The sequence below is a fragment of the Klebsiella sp. RHBSTW-00484 genome (assembly GCF_013705725.1).
Taxonomy (GTDB): domain Bacteria; phylum Pseudomonadota; class Gammaproteobacteria; order Enterobacterales; family Enterobacteriaceae; genus Klebsiella.
This window is the reverse complement of the sequence record NZ_CP055481.1, coordinates 3,230,462-3,246,861: the sequence shown is the minus strand read 5'-3', so window position 1 is coordinate 3,246,861 and position 16,400 is coordinate 3,230,462. Positions and strand designations below refer to the sequence as shown.

The 16,400-nt window shown below is 55.1% G+C and carries 15 protein-coding genes; 8 read left to right on the top strand and 7 right to left on the bottom strand.

The window, feature by feature from the left end; translation table 11 throughout:
• Positions 1–196: 196 nt before the first annotated feature.
• From HV213_RS15500 to pcaH, 3 genes are all read right to left on the bottom strand, one after another.
• On the bottom strand, positions 197–1,120 hold the full coding sequence (locus tag HV213_RS15500) for a LysR substrate-binding domain-containing protein (protein ID WP_181482380.1): 924 nt from the start codon (positions 1,118–1,120) through the stop codon (positions 197–199).
• A 172-nt stretch (positions 1,121–1,292) separates the two neighbouring features.
• A complete protein-coding gene (gene pcaG / locus HV213_RS15495; RefSeq protein WP_181482379.1) occupies positions 1,293–1,913 on the bottom strand; it encodes a protocatechuate 3,4-dioxygenase subunit alpha in 621 nt (206 codons plus the stop codon).
• The gene (gene pcaH / locus HV213_RS15490) at positions 1,910–2,650 is read right to left on the bottom strand and encodes a protocatechuate 3,4-dioxygenase subunit beta (RefSeq protein WP_181482378.1); all 741 of its coding nucleotides are present in this window, start codon (positions 2,648–2,650) and stop codon (positions 1,910–1,912) included. The genes pcaG and pcaH overlap by 4 nt, the downstream gene beginning before the upstream one ends.
• A 237-nt stretch (positions 2,651–2,887) precedes the next feature.
• Between pcaH and hglS the strand changes: the two genes are divergently transcribed.
• Both hglS and HV213_RS15480 read left to right on the top strand, forming a co-directional pair.
• Complete coding sequence (hglS, locus tag HV213_RS15485) at positions 2,888–4,231, top strand: 2-oxoadipate dioxygenase/decarboxylase HglS (protein ID WP_181482377.1); 1,344 nt, start codon at positions 2,888–2,890, stop codon at positions 4,229–4,231.
• Between the two features lie 42 nt (positions 4,232–4,273).
• Complete coding sequence (locus tag HV213_RS15480; RefSeq protein WP_181482376.1) at positions 4,274–5,782, top strand: carboxylesterase/lipase family protein; 1,509 nt, start codon at positions 4,274–4,276, stop codon at positions 5,780–5,782.
• On the opposite strand, the gene HV213_RS33740 is transcribed toward HV213_RS15480, so the two are convergent.
• Together HV213_RS33740 and HV213_RS15470 are read right to left on the bottom strand one after the other, a co-directional pair.
• The gene (locus tag HV213_RS33740) at positions 5,754–5,951 is read right to left on the bottom strand and encodes a hypothetical protein (protein ID WP_442788100.1); all 198 of its coding nucleotides are present in this window, start codon (positions 5,949–5,951) and stop codon (positions 5,754–5,756) included. The two genes, HV213_RS15480 and HV213_RS33740, sit on opposite strands and share 29 nt — an antisense overlap.
• A gap of 27 nt (positions 5,952–5,978) precedes the next feature.
• Positions 5,979–7,178: a T6SS phospholipase effector Tle1-like catalytic domain-containing protein gene (locus HV213_RS15470; protein WP_181482375.1), complete on the bottom strand. Its 1,200-nt coding sequence runs from the start codon at positions 7,176–7,178 to the stop codon at positions 5,979–5,981.
• A 418-nt stretch (positions 7,179–7,596) separates the two neighbouring features.
• Between HV213_RS15470 and ycaC the strand changes: the two genes are divergently transcribed.
• From ycaC to HV213_RS15450, 4 genes are all read left to right on the top strand, one after another.
• Positions 7,597–8,220: an isochorismate family cysteine hydrolase YcaC gene (ycaC, locus tag HV213_RS15465; protein WP_112217412.1), complete on the top strand. Its 624-nt coding sequence runs from the start codon at positions 7,597–7,599 to the stop codon at positions 8,218–8,220.
• Between the two features lie 251 nt (positions 8,221–8,471).
• Positions 8,472–10,127: a glucan biosynthesis protein D gene (locus tag HV213_RS15460; protein WP_181482374.1), complete on the top strand. Its 1,656-nt coding sequence runs from the start codon at positions 8,472–8,474 to the stop codon at positions 10,125–10,127.
• A gap of 63 nt (positions 10,128–10,190) precedes the next feature.
• On the top strand, positions 10,191–10,757 hold the full coding sequence (gene rimL, locus HV213_RS15455) for a 50S ribosomal protein L7/L12-serine acetyltransferase (protein WP_181482373.1): 567 nt from the start codon (positions 10,191–10,193) through the stop codon (positions 10,755–10,757).
• A 163-nt stretch (positions 10,758–10,920) separates the two neighbouring features.
• The gene (locus HV213_RS15450) at positions 10,921–11,943 is read left to right on the top strand and encodes an IS110 family RNA-guided transposase (RefSeq protein ID WP_181482372.1); all 1,023 of its coding nucleotides are present in this window, start codon (positions 10,921–10,923) and stop codon (positions 11,941–11,943) included.
• 319 nt (positions 11,944–12,262) lie between these two features.
• Here the strand turns inward: HV213_RS15450 and ydcK are convergent, their stop codons facing one another.
• Positions 12,263–13,243: a YdcK family protein gene (gene ydcK, locus HV213_RS15445; RefSeq protein WP_181482371.1), complete on the bottom strand. Its 981-nt coding sequence runs from the start codon at positions 13,241–13,243 to the stop codon at positions 12,263–12,265.
• Between the two features lie 110 nt (positions 13,244–13,353).
• On the opposite strand from ydcK, the gene tehA reads away from it, so the two are divergent.
• Positions 13,354–14,352, top strand: coding sequence for a dicarboxylate transporter/tellurite-resistance protein TehA (gene tehA / locus HV213_RS15440; RefSeq protein ID WP_181482370.1), 999 nt, complete (start codon positions 13,354–13,356; stop codon positions 14,350–14,352).
• A 2-nt stretch (positions 14,353–14,354) separates the two neighbouring features.
• Positions 14,355–14,951, top strand: a complete 597-nt coding sequence (tehB, locus tag HV213_RS15435; protein ID WP_181482369.1) for a tellurite resistance methyltransferase TehB — start codon at positions 14,355–14,357, stop codon at positions 14,949–14,951.
• Here the strand turns inward: tehB and pepT are convergent.
• Entirely contained in the window at positions 14,948–16,177 is a 1,230-nt protein-coding gene (gene pepT, locus HV213_RS15430; RefSeq protein ID WP_181482368.1) for a peptidase T, read from the bottom strand. The genes tehB and pepT overlap by 4 nt on opposite strands.
• Positions 16,178–16,400: the final 223 nt, after the last annotated feature.

Sequence of the window (16,400 nt, the reverse complement as noted above, 5' to 3'; positions counted from 1 at the left end):
GTTATTGATTTCAAGTGAACCATTTGGTGAAATCATGGATATGATAGATCTGTTAAATAAATCTACGCAATTGTTAATGAATGATTTCGCACTAATTGATTATTTTGGTGAATGGAGTTGCGCTTTCGCGTAGGGAAAGAAGGCATTATTCCCCCGGTTAACAGGACCGTCACCGGGGAAATGATTAAAGCACCAGTCAGACTGGCATGGATTTGCGAATCGCGCTGAGCAAGATCTGCGTGCCTGCGGTAAGGGTGGCATCCACGCGAGTCAGAATACCGATGGGTTCACCTGCGCCCTGGGTCGGGATGGGGAGCGCCGTCAGCAGTCCGCGGCGAAGGTCGTCTTTTACTGCGCCAGAGGGGACAAACCAGACGTAGTCGTAATCGACGGTGAGCTGGCGCGATAACGAGGCCGACAGCGTTTCAATGCAGCCTGAAGGAATTTTGCAGCCCTGACTTTGCAGCAGGGTTTCAGCGTTCTGACGCGGCAGGGTTCCTTTTGGTGACACTACCACCGGCCACTCCATCACCCGGCTCAGCGTGACCGTCTCCTGAAGCAGCGGGTGCCCCGGGCGAACCACCAGCTTCAGGGATTCGAGAAACAGCAGTTCGTAGTTCAAACCACTCATCAACTCCGGGTCGGACATTCTCCCGATACCGATATCGATTTCACCCGATTTCAGCCCCGCCAGCAGCATGGTGTTGTTCATGGTCGCCACTTGCAACGTGATATCTTTTTGTTGTTGGTGATACTGACCAATTACCGAGGGTAAAACGCCCAGAGCGGCAGTAGGAAGGGCCCCAATACGCACGATGTCGCTGTTAAGACCTTCTTTGCGATTCAGCGACTGGCCCGCGGTATTGAGCGCATCAAGCACTTTAACGGCATGAGTCAGAAACTGTTCACCGACCAGCGTGAGCTGTGCACCCAGTCGCCCACGCTCAAACAGCCGCGTGCCGGTCAGCTGTTCAAGCTCATTGAGCGTTTTTGATAAGGCCGGTTGGCTAAGATTTAAGGTTTCAGCCGCACGCCCAAGAGTTCCTTGTTGAGCGACGGCCACGAAGGTATGTAGATGGCGCAAGCGAATGCGCTGACTGAAAAGACCATTTTTTTGCATAATCAATGTTAAAAACAGAGGTGCGCCAGTGACAAGTAATGTTGATTAAATTTGTTAACTTCATAGCAAAATATTATTAACATTTTATCTTATTATTTTACAAGTTGATTTTGTTGAGATTGTTAAAAAAGAGAGACCCCCGGTGAGCGGGGGCATGAAAAGAAGAGCAATGCTAGATATCGAAGAAGACGGTTTCGTTCTCGCCCTGCAAATGAATATCGAAGCGGTACACGATTTCATTGCCGCGAACTTCGCGTTGCGCGATAAGAGTCTGGCGGCGCACTTCCCACTCAATCAGATTCAGTACCGGGTCGGCCTGGTTCGCATCCTGTTCATCACAGAAGTACATCCGCGTGTTGAGGCCAATATTAATCCCGCGTGCCACTATCCATAAATTCACATGCGGTGCCATTACGCGGCCATCGCGACCGATAACGGAGCCGGGTTTAATCGTTTCAAAGCGCCAGATACCGCTGGTAAAGTCCGAGCAGCTACGCCCCCAGCCGCGAAATTCCGCATTCTGCTTTTTGTTCTGCTGCCTGTCGTCAGGATGGTTATAACGCCCGGCGGCATTGGCCTGCCAGATCTCCAGCAGCACATCGCGTACCGGCGTCCCGGAGCCGTCAATCACCCGGCCTTCAATCGTAATGCGTTCGCCTTCGGTGGCCAGCGTGGTCAACGTCGGACCAAAGTTCTTTTCAAAGATATGAAAACCGGCGGCGTCCGGCGCAAGGCCGATGTGTACGTAAGGACCGGCGGTCTGCGAAGCGGTTTCAGGTAAAAAATCTTTCATCGGGCGGCCCCCTGAGTGCGGTTTTCGAACAACGTCGCGCGATGACCGCGCAGCACAAGGTCAAAACGGTAAGCAAGAGAGTCCAGCGGCACGGCGGCGTGGATATCCAGCTCGGCGATTAACGTCCGAATAGCGTCATCATTATTGATGGTTTTGACGATAGGGCACTGTTTAATCAGCGGATCGCCTTCGAAATACATTTGAGTGATTAAGCGCTGCGCCCAGGCTTCGCCGGAAAGAGAGAAGTGGATATGCGCCGGTCGCCAGTCGCTCGCCTGGTTGCGCCACGGATAGGGACCTGGCTTAATGGTGCGGAAACAGTAATAGCCGTTCTCGTCAGTCAGCACCCGGCCACAACCGCCAAAGTTAGGGTCGATGGGAGCAAGATATTGATCTTTCTTATGCCGATAGCGACCGCCTGCGTTAGCTTGCCAGACTTCAACCAGCGTGTTTTTCATCGGACGGCCGAACCCATCGCGAACGTAGCCGTGCACAATGATGCGCTTGCCGATGGGCAAACCCTCTTTGGCATAATTAAGGATAAGGTCATTATCCAGTGCGCCCAGATCATCACTGCTGAACACCGGTCCGGTAATTTCTGAGAGTGAGTTTTGAAGGGAGATCAGCGCATTGCGCGGTGAACGCAGAACGCTGGTTTTGTAGCCCGGCGCGTAAGCGGGAGGATGGCTGTTGTAGTCGCGATGCAGAACCTCGCGCGGTGACCATTTATCGTTCATAGGGTACTCCGTTTTATCGGTAGAGGGGCATGTTGTTGTAATATCGCCATAAGCAGTGTGTGTAAATGTTTTGTTAATTTAAAGTGAAATTAAAGGGTGTTTTTCATAACCAGTGGTTATGAAGTGGTCAGCTAAAAGAAGTCGCTCAGCTATCCGCATCACAGTTTGTAAATTCTTCCCGCCGCCTGCGAGCAGCTTTCCTACACTCCAGGGAGTATTCACTGGAGGTAAGACATCATGGCGAACACCATCACGGCTGATGAGATTCGGGAGCGCTTTTCGCAGGCGATGTCGGCGATGTACCAGCAGGAAGTTCCCCAGTACGGGACGTTACTGGAGCTGGTGGCCGACGTTAATCTGGCAGTACTGGAAAATAACCCGAAGCTGCATGAACAACTGGCCAATGCCGATGAGCTGGCGCGGCTGAACGTTGAACGCCACGGCGCGATCCGCGTCGGAACGGCGGAGGAATTGGCGACCTTACGTCGCATGTTTGCCATTATGGGAATGTATCCCGTTAGCTATTACGATCTGTCGCAGGCCGGGGTCCCGGTGCACTCGACTGCGTTTCGGCCCATTGACGACGCGGCGCTGGCGCGCAATCCGTTTCGGGTTTTTACTTCGCTGCTGCGCCTGGAGTTAATTGCTAACGTTGAGCTGCGCAATCGGGCAGCGAAAATTCTCGCCCGCCGCGATATTTTCACTCCTCGCTGTCGTGAACTGATGGCGCTTTATGAAGATAAGGGTGAATTTACCTCTGCTGAAGCACGCGAGTTTGTCAACCAGGCGCTGGAAACCTTTCGCTGGCATCGCCATGCCACCGTTGATGATGAAACCTATCACGCGCTGCATGAAGAGCACCGGCTGATTGCCGATGTGGTCTGTTTCCCCGGCTGTCATATCAATCATCTGACCCCACGCACGTTGGATATCGACCGGGTACAGGCGCTAATGCCGGAGTGCGGTATCACGCCGAAAGCGCTGATTGAAGGACCGCCGAGGCGTGAAGTCCCGATTTTACTGCGTCAGACCAGTTTTAAGGCTCTTGAGGAGCCGGTGATGTTTGCCGGGGAGCATAAAGGCACGCACACCGCCCGCTTTGGCGAAATTGAGCAGCGCGGCATTGCGCTGACGCCGAAGGGCCGCGCCCTCTATGACCGACTGCTCAGCGAGGCAGGGGTGGGCAAAGATAATCTTAATCATCAGCGCCATTTGCAGGAAGTCTTTAGCGCGTTCCCGGACAGCGAATTTCTGCTGCGCCAGCAGGGGCTGGCCTGGTTCCGCTACCGTCTGACCCCTTCAGGCGAAGCGCATCGCCAGGCGTTTCGCCCGGGCGATGATCCGCAGCCGTTGATCGAACGCGGCTGGGTGATTGCCCAGCCGATCATTTATGAAGACTTCTTACCGGTGAGCGCCGCGGGGATTTTTCAGTCGAACCTGGGCAATGAGATTCAGTCCCATAGCCACGGCAACGCCAGCCGCGAGGCCTTTGAAACGGCGCTGGGCGGCTCGGTCTATGATGAGTTTGAACTGTATCGACAGGCGGAAGAGCGCAGCAAACGACGTTGCGGTCTGCTGTGAAATCAGTACTCTGCTGGCATGAGTCGTTAAAGGAAGCAGGTCATGCAGAATCCGTCTACCCCGCTGGTGAAAACCCGGCAGGGCACCTTATCGGGCACCTCCGAAGAAGGAATACACATCTGGCGCGGCATTCCCTATGCCGCACCGCCCGTCGGCGATCTTCGCTGGCGCGCGCCGCAGCCTGCCGCCCGTTGGCAGGGCGTGCGTCAGGCTGATACTTTCTCCGCTTCCAGCTGGCAGGATATTGAGTATTGCCGTGAACTTGGCGGCGGCGATCCCGGCAGCTTCTCAGAGGATTGTCTCTACCTTAACGTCTGGTCACCCGCCGTCCGGGCGCGCGCTTTACCTGTGATGGTCTGGCTGCATGGCGGTGGTTACACCATCGGTGCCGGCAGCTTGCCACCCTACGACGGTAAAGCGCTGGCTTCCCGCGAGGTGGTGGTGGTGACGGTCAACTACCGCTTGGGACATCTGGGCTTTTTTGCTCATCCTGCGCTGGAAGGCGAAGATGGCGAAAGAATCTATAATTTTGCTCTGCTCGACCAGATTGCCGTGCTGCAATGGGTTCAGGAAAACATCCATGCCTTCGGCGGTGATGCTGCCAACGTTACGCTGTTCGGCGAATCCGCCGGGGCGCGCAGCGTGCTGTCGTTACTGACCTCGCCGAAAGCCAAAGGGTTGTTTCATAAAGCGATCATTCAAAGCGGCTATACTTTGCCGGATCTGCCGCGCGAGAAGGCGCTGGCGAAGGGGCAGTTGATCGCTGAACATTTCGCTTTGCCGCAGGCCAGCGCCGAACAGCTTCGGGCGATCCCGGCTGAGGCGTTCTGGTCGCTGACCGCGCCGTTAACTATCGGCCCGGCACCTATCGTTGGCGATGCTGTCCTGCCGCAGCCGATGCTGGAAACCTTCTTTAGCGGACGCCAGCATCCGCTGCCGGTGATGATTGGTTCAAACAGCGATGAGGCCAGCGTCATGGCGGTGTTTGGCGTCGATATCGCCGGGCAAATCCAGAAACTGCGTCGCGAACGCCGCTTTGGTCTCGGGTTAATTAAACTACTCTACCCTGGCGTCAAGGGGGATGAAGCGCTGGGACGTGAAGTGTGTCGCGACATGGCGTTTACCACGCTGGGCTACGTGGTCATGCAGGCGCAGCAGCGGGTAGGGCAGCCGTGCTGGCGCTACTGGTTTGATTATGTTGCCGAGGCCGAGCACGAAACCTATCCGCACGGCGCGTGGCACGGCAACGAAGTGGCATACGTTTTTGATAATCTCGAACTGGCTGAGCCGGTGCGTAATTATGCAAATGAACGCGATCGGGATTTTGCAGAGCAGGTTGCGGATTACTGGGTTGAATTCGCCCGGCGAGCGGGCGGCGGCTGCCAGGAGCTTTCAGGGGCGGTACGCTGGCCAGCCAGCCTGCGTGGGCGCGATCGGTTGTTGCGAATCGGGTTGCACAAGCAAGCCGGTTTTAAAGTGGAAAACCGCTTTATGCGCGCTCGCCTGGCGCTATTTCGCCGGGTCATGAAACATCATGTGACCCTGGATTAATCAGCTCTTCACGAAAGTGCGCCAGTCCGTCGGCTTTGCTTTGCGAGGATCGCACCACCAGCTGATAGCTGGCACCGGTTTTCACGCTCAGGGCTACGGAACCGTGCGGTCTGCGGGTTTTGTAGCCCGGACAGATGCGCAGCATCGCCTCCGGGAAATTCTGCAACACCTGGCGGTTTTCCCCCAGGGGCGGTGTTCAAAGCGTCTTGCCCGGGTCAACCCACTCGTAGCGTTGAGGGAGATTAACCGGCCGATAGTCACTTGCTGCCATTCGCCGCTCAACGGATTGGTGGATCAGCGCGCCTTCAGGAATCAACCTTGGTTCCCCTCGCGGAAGATACCAACCCAGCCAGTCCCGACGCTCACGCCACTCCCTGGCTTTCACCTTTTTTGGCAACCATTCGAGAGGGATCCAGGACAGCGTCAATGAACGATGAATTTCAGCCATTTCATCCGGCGCGGCGTAGCGATATTTACTGCCCTGGCGCGGCTTGCCGAAAACCATTTGATTAATATTGGCCTGATTCACCAGCAGGCCGTACGACCGGGCTTCTTCTATCATCCAGGCCAGCGGAAATTTTGACAGGCCGCTCTCCGTTTCCGGATATCCGCCGCCGATATCCGCATGAACGCCCGCAAACCAGACCTGTTTAACATCCTGCGTAATATCGCTTTCAGGCCTAAAAGGTTTGGCTCTAAAAGATTGGGGGTCGAGCCAGTGATGCAGTCGAAACATCCGCCGCCGTTCATCGATGGCGATGGCCTGGCGAAAGCACTTCACAATGGGGTTTTTCTGAGTATAGAGCAGCTTTTCCACATCCAGCAGCAGGCCGAATTTTTTTGGGATCAGTATTGAGGAGACGGTATCCCACACGCCGATAAACTCGATCTGAATCATCCGCGTTCCGGCGACCCGTGAGAAGTGCCATGCATCGGCCAGCGCTGAAGAGGGCTGCTTGCTCTGATGAGGCGGTTCATTGCTTAAACTTGCGCGCTTGTAGGCGGCGAGGGCGTATTCGGCGAGATTCAATTGGTCTTTATTGAGAAGGCCAATCATGTTTACCATGGCCGCCAGTACGCGAACGGTGTACGCCCCACGGCTAAAGCCGAAAAGCCACACTTTATCCCCTTGGGCATAATTTTCACAAAGAAAGCGGTAGGCGCAAAGAATGTCTTTATCCAGACCGAAACCGGTGGCGAGTTCAAACCATCCACGGACTTTTTGTCGCAACTGTTGCCAGGCGTTGTGCTGACCAATAGTGCCAATTCCAGGTTGATAATAGACGCATTGCGCTGCGTTTTTGCTCATCACCCGGTAAAGTTTCAGCACGTTTGACAGCTCCGCCTTCACTTCATTACCGGTTCCATCACAACAGATAACGACATTTTTGCTCATTATTTTCTTCCTGAAATCAAAGACAAAAAAGTGCCAGGAGTATCCCTGCGGTTGGTGTTGCTTTTTAGCAGTATGCCACGGCTTGTTCCGCAAATGGGACAATGCGTCTCACATTCAGCGGCTAATCCTCAGCTAGTTATTACACTATTATCAGCCCTGTTAACCATACCCGTCATACTTCAAGTTGCAGGTGTGTTGGCCGCGCTCGTTCACCCCAGTCACTTACCAGAGTAAGCTCCCGGGGATTCGCTCACTTGCCGCGTGATTCGCCCCTACGGGACTCACCCTTTTAGGGCCAGCGCAAGCGCTGTTCAAAACGGTTAACCGTTTTGTCCTGCAACTCGAATTATTTAGGGTATAAATACCCGCCGAAGCTGCAATCTGGCGGAAAATCTGATGTCGAAATGAGGAAGAGATCATGGCCAAACCGTATGTTCGTCTGGATAAAAATGATGCCGCTGTGCTGCTGGTGGATCACCAAACGGGACTGTTATCACTTGTGCGTGATATCGATCCTGATAAGTTCAAGAACAACGTCCTTGCCCTTGGCGACCTGGCGAAGTACTTCGGTCTGCCGACCATCTTAACCACCAGCTTCGAAAATGGTCCCAACGGCCCGCTGGTGCCGGAGCTGAAAGAGCAGTTCCCGGACGCGCCCTACATTGCTCGTCCTGGCAACATTAATGCCTGGGATAACGAAGATTTTGTTAAGGCCGTCAAAGCCACGGGTAAAAAGCAGCTGATTATCGCCGGCGTCGTGACCGAGGTTTGCGTGGCATTTCCGGCACTGTCGGCGATTGAAGAGGGCTTTGATGTCTTTGTGATAACCGACGCGTCCGGCACGTTTAATCCGATTACCCGCGATGCCGCATGGGATCGCATGTCGCAGGCGGGTGTGCAGTTGATGTCGTGGTTTGGTGCAGCCTGTGAGCTTCATCGCGATTGGCGCAATGATGTTGAAGGTCTGGGGACCTTGTTCTCCAACCATATCCCGGACTATCGCAATCTGATGACCAGCTTTAACCTCTTAAATCAGAAATAACTGGGCGTGCGGCCAGCGACCGGCTGGCCGTTTTCAACCCCATTACCTTTATTGGCGCGTTAAACGAGGATCATCGCCGTTTCAGATGTCGGCAATTCGGCCTGGTCCGGTGGACATATTTTTTTCACGCTTTTTCTGCCGCCAACAATTGGATTATCAATCGTTTTTGTCTAGAGTGAGCGACATTCACGACGCATGAGTTTGTTACGTCGCGTCTCAATTCACATTTGAATAAGGATGCTTTCTCAGGCATGAACCGCAGACGTTTTCTCAAATCTTCCATGGCTGTTGCCGCCGTATGCGGAACGTCAGGAGTCGCCTCTCTGTTCAGTAAAGCCGCGTTCGCCGAGGATTCGGGAATTGCCGATGGGCTGACACGCCGTTTTGACTACACCGTGCTGCAATCGATGGCGCATGACCTTGCCCGTCAGCCATGGGGTGGCGCACCTCGCGATCTGCCGCCGACGCTGGCGAACCTGACCCCGCAGGCCTACAACAGCATTCAGTATGATGCGGCACACTCCCTGTGGAGCAATATCGAAGAGCGCAAGCTGGATATTCAGTTCTTCCACGTCGGCATGGGCTTCCGCCGCCGCGTGCGCATGTTCTCGCTGGATTCGCAAAGCCAGCAGGCGCGGGAAATTCACTTCCGCCCGGAGCTGTTTAAATACAACGATGCCGGCGTCGACACCAAACAGCTGGAAGGCCAGAGCGATCTCGGTTTTGCCGGGTTCCGCGTCTTTAAAGCCCCGGAGCTGGCGCGTCGTGATATCGTCGCTTTCCTCGGTGCAAGCTACTTCCGCGCGGTGGACAGTACTTATCAGTATGGTCTGTCTGCCCGTGGACTGGCTATCGACACCTTTACCGATACGCCGGAAGAGTTCCCGGATTTCACCTCTTTCTGGTTTGAAACCGCCAAACCGGGAGCGACGGTATTTACCGTATACGCACTGCTCGACAGCCCGAGCGTCACCGGGGCCTATAAGTTTGTCGTCAACTGCCAGGAAACGCAGGTGATTATGGATGTGGAAAACCACATCTATGCGCGTAAGGACATCAAACAGCTGGGCATTGCGCCGATGACCAGTATGTTCAGCTGCGGCAACAACGAACGCCGGATGTGCGACACCATCCACCCGCAAATCCATGACTCCGATCGCCTGTCGATGTGGCTGGGCAACGGCGAGTGGATTTGTCGTCCGCTGAACAACCCGCAAAAGCTGCAATTTAACGCCTACCAGGATAAGAACCCGCGCGGTTTTGGCCTGCTACAGCTGGATCGCGATTTCTCCCACTATCAGGACATTATGGGCTGGTATAACAAGCGCCCAAGCCTGTGGGTTGAACCGCGTAACCAGTGGGGTAAAGGGGCCGTCAGCCTGATGGAGATCCCGACCACCGGCGAAACGCTGGATAATATCGTCTGCTTCTGGCAACCGGCGAAACCGGTGAAAGCCGGGGATGAACTGGACTTCCGCTATCGTCTCTACTGGAGCGCGCAGCCGCCGGTACGTTCCCCGCTGGCGCGGGTGATGGCGACGCGCACCGGGATGGGCGGTTTCCCGGAAGGTTGGGCACCGGGCGAGCACTACCCGGATAAATGGACCCGTCGCTTTGCCATCGATTTTGTCGGTGGCGATCTGAAAGCTGCTGCGCCGAAGGGTATTGAGCCGGTGATTACCCTTTCGAGCGGCGAGGCGAAGCAGATAGAGATCCTCTACGTCGAACCGTTTGATGGCTATCGCATCCAGTTTGACTGGTATCCGACCTCGGATTCTACCGACCCGGTGGAGATGCGTATGTTCCTGCGCTGCCAGGGGGAGGCGATCAGCGAAACCTGGCTGTATCAGTATTTCCCGCCAGCGCCGGATAAGCGCAACTACGTTGATGATAGGGTGATGAAGTAATCGCTCCTTGTCCCGCCCGCAGAGGAGATTCTGCGGGCGTTTGCCTTTCTGTAAGAGTGCGCTATGTCTGCTGAAAACACCCCAATGCAAGAACAAATCCCCGTGACCGACACGCTTTCACTGCGTGCTGTTGATGAACGTCACGTCACTGAGTTGCACCAACTGGTGATTAAAAACCAGCACTGGCTTCAGCAATCGCTGAGCTGGCCCGCTGAGGTCAGCCACGAAGATGAAACCCGTCGCCACGTGCAGGGCAACGTAATGCTGCATCAGCGCGGCTACGCCAAAATGTTTTTGCTCTTTTTGCATGAAGAGATTATCGGCGTGCTGTCGTTTAACCAGATTGAACCGATTAACAAGACCGCGTATATCGGCTACTGGATTGACGAAAGCCATAATGGACAGGGGCTGCTTTCTCAGGCGCTACAGGCTTTTATGGATTATTACGCTCGCAGCGGTACGGTTCGCCGGTTTGTGATCAAATGCCGGGTGGCGAACCATAAGAGCAATCAGGTAGCGTTACGTAATGGTTTTACGCTTGAAGGGTGTCTGAAGCAGGCCGAGTTCCTCAACGGTTCGTATGATGACCAGAATATCTACGGGCGAATTATTGATTGTGATGGGCAATAAAACTGAGGTTCTTCCCGGAGGCGATGCTGCGCATCTGTCCGGCTACAACACCCAAAGATCGCTCGAACCTGTAGCCCGATGTGATGGACACCTCCCACCTTACGGCATCAGAACGTGCCAGACTGGAAGTGTTACCTGCAGTCCACAGGAGGAGGTGTCCACCATGAATATTAAACGTATCGGTCTTGACCTGGCAAAAAATGTCTTTCAGATCCATGCTGTGGATCACCATGAACATGTCGTCGTGCGGAAATCTCTCCGCCGCGCCCACATGCACGCTTATTTCTCTCAGCTGGCTCCCTGCACCGTCGGGATTGAAGCCTGCGCGTCATCCCACTACTGGGCCCGCGAACTCACCCGCATGGGACATACCGTGCACATTATTCCCCCGAAGTTTGTTAAGCCCTACCTCAGGGGCAACAAGAATGATGCCAACGATGCCGAAGCCATCTGTGAAGCCATCAGCCGCCCCGCCATGCGCTTCGTCGCGGTTAAGACAGAGCGCCAGCAGACTCTTCAGGCTGAGCATCGCGTGCGGGCCAGAGTGATAAAAAGCCGCACGGCGCTGTGCAACGAGATACGGGGCTTTCTGGGCGAATTCGGCGTGGTGCTGCCGGTCGGCATCAGCCAGTTGCGTAAGGCGCTGCCGGAGATACTGTCACAGCAGGAGCAGTGGGATGACCGGTTTATGCGCCTGCTGTGCGAGCTGGCCGAAGAGCTGCGGATGCTGGATGACCGGGTGGCGGGGCATGACCGGCGGCTCGCAGAGGCGGCGCGGGAAGATATCTGCATCCAGCGGCTGATGAAAATAGAAGGTATCGGCGTGATAACCGCCAGCGCGATGGTGGCGTTGTTGGGTGACGCGACGCAGTTTAAGAACGGTCGGGAGATGGCGGCTTATGTGGGGCTGGTTCCCCGGCAGCACTCAAGCGGCGGTAAGCAGCAGCTGGGGCATATCAGCAAGCGGGGTGACAGCTACCTGCGTACGCTGGTCATCCACGGGGCACGGTCAGTTCTGAAGACATGTGCAGGCAAAGAAGACCGGCGGAGCCAGTGGCTGCAGTCGGTGGCGGAAAGACGGAACCGGAATATCGCGACGGTGGCGCTGGCGAACAAGAATGTGCGGATAGCGTGGGCGGTGATGAGTCGCGGAGAAGATTACCATGGTTCACGGGTCGCCGGTTAACCGACGCCCCGTGAGCCATGCAGTAAAAAGAGCAGTAACCCTGTCGTGAGATTGCGAAGCGATTTAGCGTGATGAGTAACCGGTAAGACCAGCACCTGAGAAATCCGGCCTGTCCGAAGGCTCCCTGCGAAGCAAAGCCGATAGCCCGAAAGGAAGCAGGTGCGCAGAACACATCATGGCCCGGGTACGACGGTACCGAAAGAGAGGCCGGATATACGAACGCAACTTACCCTGGTGACTCACACAAAAAATAGCTTGCATCACGGGAGGTGTCCATATACGGGCAAGGCGCGTTGAGCGCCGCCCCCGGGGGTAAGGCTTACAGAAAACCGACGATTGGCGTACGGGTAATATGCTCGTCGCCGCTAATAACCTTTGCGCCACGAATGTGAATGGCATCGCCAGCGCTTGCCTCAATCCGTGCGCCGTCGCGAATTGCCACCTGATGTTCGATTATCACATCACCACAGATAGCCGCGTTTCCCTCTATTAACACCTCATCATCAAGCAGGATTGGCCCACCGCGCAGGTGCGCATGGCCGCCGACCATCACCCGGTGCTTAAGCAGGCAGTTTCCCTCTACGATTGCATTTTCCGCGACCTGCGAGCTGTAACGCAGGGTTGGAATGGCGTCCTCTTCGCGCCCGGCGATAATCCGCGCATTACCATAGACTCTGGCGTTATCACAAACCCAAACATCGTTCTCGTCGTTGCCTTCCAGTCGGGCATTGTCAAAAATCTCCGCTCGATGTTCGACGAACGCGTGTTCGACAAAGGCATCACCGTAAATTTGCGCCTGATGGACAATCCGCGATGTGCTGACCGTCGCCCGCTGATAAATACGCAGGATCTTATCATTGTCGGCGGTGAGTCCCTGAGCGGCGATAATCAGGCTGTGGGGGAGGATCCGCGCGTCGTCCGCCAGATGGCAACACCCCCGAATCCGGGATGATTCTATCGTGACGTTGTCACTTATTCGCGCGTGATGGCTGATGTGTACGCTATCCAGGCAGGCGTTATCGCTAATGATGACGCCGTGACCGATCACGCACTCGCCGGTCAACCGCGCGTTGCCCTCAATCCTCGAACCAGCAAAAACGGCGCTATTGGCATCATAAATCCAGCACTCGCCGCTGTGGCTCAGCGCCTCTTCATCGTCCAGCCAGCCGCCTTCGTCCCCGACTTTCACGTCAGCGAAATCACGCAAGGCGACAATTTGCCGCAGATTTGCGCTATGTTTGTTCCCGTCCTCTTCATAGTGAAACTGGCGAACCTTCTCACTGAGGCAATATTTGCGCATCGGACTTTCTCATTACGTATGGTTAACATAAAGATAGCAAAAAACTCCGTAGCGCGTTTTTGAAGGTTCTTTTAAAATGCAACTTAAGATAAATTGAAATATTAAACAAAATGAATAAAAACCAGATTAAGAGTCAGGTATTGAATTTACCGGCGGGTTACTTTGGCATGGTGCTGGGCATTATCGGTATGGGCATCGCCTGGCGCTATGCCAGTACCATCTGGCCGGTGAGCCGGGCTATTGGCGACGGGCTGGTGATTCTGGCGATGGTCATTTGGGCGTTGCTGGCGGTCACGTTTATTTCACGGGCGCTACGTTTTCCGCATAGCGTACTGCAAGAGATGCGTCACCCGGTCGCCAGTAGCTTTGTCAGCCTTTTTCCGGCGACCACCATGCTGGTCTCCATCGGCTTTGTGCCATGGCTGCGCTCGCTATCGCTGGTCCTGTTTAGTCTTGGCGTGGTGCTACAGCTCTCCTATTCTGCCTGGCAAAGCGCCGGACTATGGCGGGGACAACACCCCGGAGAGGCGACGACGCCGGGTCTCTACTTGCCGACGGTGGCGAACAACTTTATTAGCGCCATGGCCTGCGGCGCGCTGGGTTTTAACGATGCCGGGCTGGTGTTTCTTGGCGCGGGGATCTTCTCGTGGCTCAGCCTGGAGCCGGTGATTTTGCAGCGTCTGCGCAGCGACGGCGAACTACCGACCGCCATGCGAACCTCGCTGGGCATTCAACTGGCCCCGGCGCTGGTGGCGTGCAGCGCCTGGCTGAGCGTCAACGGTGGGGAAGCGGATACCTTTGCTAAGCTGCTGTTTGGCTACGGCCTGCTTCAGTTGCTGTTTATGTTGCGCCTGATGCCGTGGTATTTGCGCCAGCCGTTTAACGCGTCGTTCTGGAGCTTCTCGTTCGGTATCTCCGCGTTGGCGACCACCGGGCTGCATCTCGGTCATACCCATCCCAACGGATTTTTTCATGCCCTGGCGATGCCGCTGTTTATCTTTACCAACGTCATTATTGGGCTGCTGCTGATTCGTACCTTCCTGCTGCTGATGCGCGGCAAACTGCTGATTCGCGTCGATCGCGAAACGTTATTAAAAAATAAGGATTAACCATGACTCTTCGTGATGAAAACTACTTTACCGATAAATACGGCATGACCCGCACCCACTCGGAAGTGGTGCATGCCGCGACGCTGATCGCGCCGGGCAAGACGCTGGACCTGGGCTGCGGTAACGGGCGCAATAGCCTTTATCTGGCGGCTAATGGCTTTGCCGTTACCGCATGGGATAAAAACCCGGCCAGCATCAACAATCTTGAAAGTATTCGTCAGGCGGAAGGGCTGGAGAACCTGCAGGCGGCGATTAAGGACCTTAACTCGCTGAGCTTCGACGGCGAGTATGATTTTATTCTCTCCACCGTGGTGATGATGTTCCTTGAGGCAAAGACGATCCCGGGGCTTATTGATAACATGCAGCGCTGCACTAAAGCGGGTGGATACAACCTGATCGTCGCGGCGATGGATACTGAAGACTATCCGTGCACCGTTGGCTTCCCGTTTGCCTTTAAACCGCAAGAACTGCGTAATTATTACGCGGGTTGGGAGTTCCTCAAGTACAACGAAGACGTCGGCGAACTACATCGCACCGACGCCAACGGTAATCGCATTAAACTGCGTTTCGCCACTATGCTGGCGCGCAAACCGATTTAACGCGCGGCCAGCAGACAGAGCTGTAACGCGGTCTTATAAGAGGCCTCAAAGGCGCGCAGCGGCAGAAACTCAAACTTCGAGTGGAAGTTGTGCGCGCCGGTAAAGAAGTTCGGCGTTAATACTCCCTTTGCCGACAGCGCCGCGCCGTCGGTGCCCCCACGCATCGGCGTCGGTTTCGGTGTGATCCCTAAGCTTTCCATCGCCTCAAACATCAGGTCGATGGCCCGGCGATCTTCGCCAATCGCATTGCTGATGTTGCTATAGGTATCGCTGACGTGAAATTCGACGCTGCCGGTTGGATACTGCGCGGCGATTTTCTGCGCCACTTCGCCCATCTGCTGCTTGCGACGGTTAAAACTTTCAAGGTCAAAATCGCGAATGCTGGCCTGTAGCAATGTGCTGTTTTGATCGCCCTGGATACCGTTAAACCAGACGTAGCCTTCGCGTCCGGCGGTATGCTCCGGGGTTTGCTGGCGGTCAAAATGGCTCATGTAATCGGTAGCCATTAGCAAGGGATTGACCAGCACGCCTTTTGACGACATCGGGTGGGCGGTGACGCCGGTAAAGCGGATCTCTGCCGCTGCGGCGTTAAAGTTCTCATAGACGATTTCGCCCAGCTCGCAGCAGTCGATAGTCCACGCAAAATCGACGGCAAAGCGCGAGAGGTCCAGTGCTTTAGCTCCGCGCAGGCCCACTTCTTCATCCGGCACAAACGCGACAACGATATCGCCGTGGCGATGCTCCGCCTTCAGGTTTTCCAGCACCGTCATCACCACCGTCACGGCGGATTTATTATCGGCCCCGAGTACGCTGGTACCGTCGCTGAAAATGATCTCTTCACCCGGATAAGCGGAGATTTCCGGATGTTCCGCCACTCGTAGCCAGATATCTTTATCAGTATTCAAACAGAGATCTTCACCCGTAAAGCGCAGAATTTGTGGATGAATATCTGGCGACAGTCCAACGTCGACGGTATCGATATGGGTAATAAAGCCAATCCGCGGCGCGCCGGGAACATTGCCTTTTTTAACCGCCGTGACGGTAGCGTGTTCGTCAATCACGATTTCATCCAGGCCCAGCTGTCGTAACTCATCGGCAAGCGCCTGCGCCATCGCGTGTTGTCCCGGCGTAGTGGGCAGGGTGGTCGCGCGCGGGTCGCTCTGGCTGGTGATCGCCAGATAGCGGAAGAAGCGTTGGGTTAATTGACTGGCTAGCGGAGATGACATAGTGATTCCTTCTTTATTTGTTTTTTCAGGTGTTTGCAATGAGGCTTTAGTGTTATGTATGAACGGCAAAACAACAAGCTATACCCGTCATACTTCAAGTTGCATGTGCGTTGCCAGCGCTCGCTCACCCCAGTCACTTACTTTAGTAAGCTCCAGGGGACTCCCTCTCTTGCCGCCTTCATGCAACTCGAATTATTTAGGGTATATAAATTAGCTGACAAAT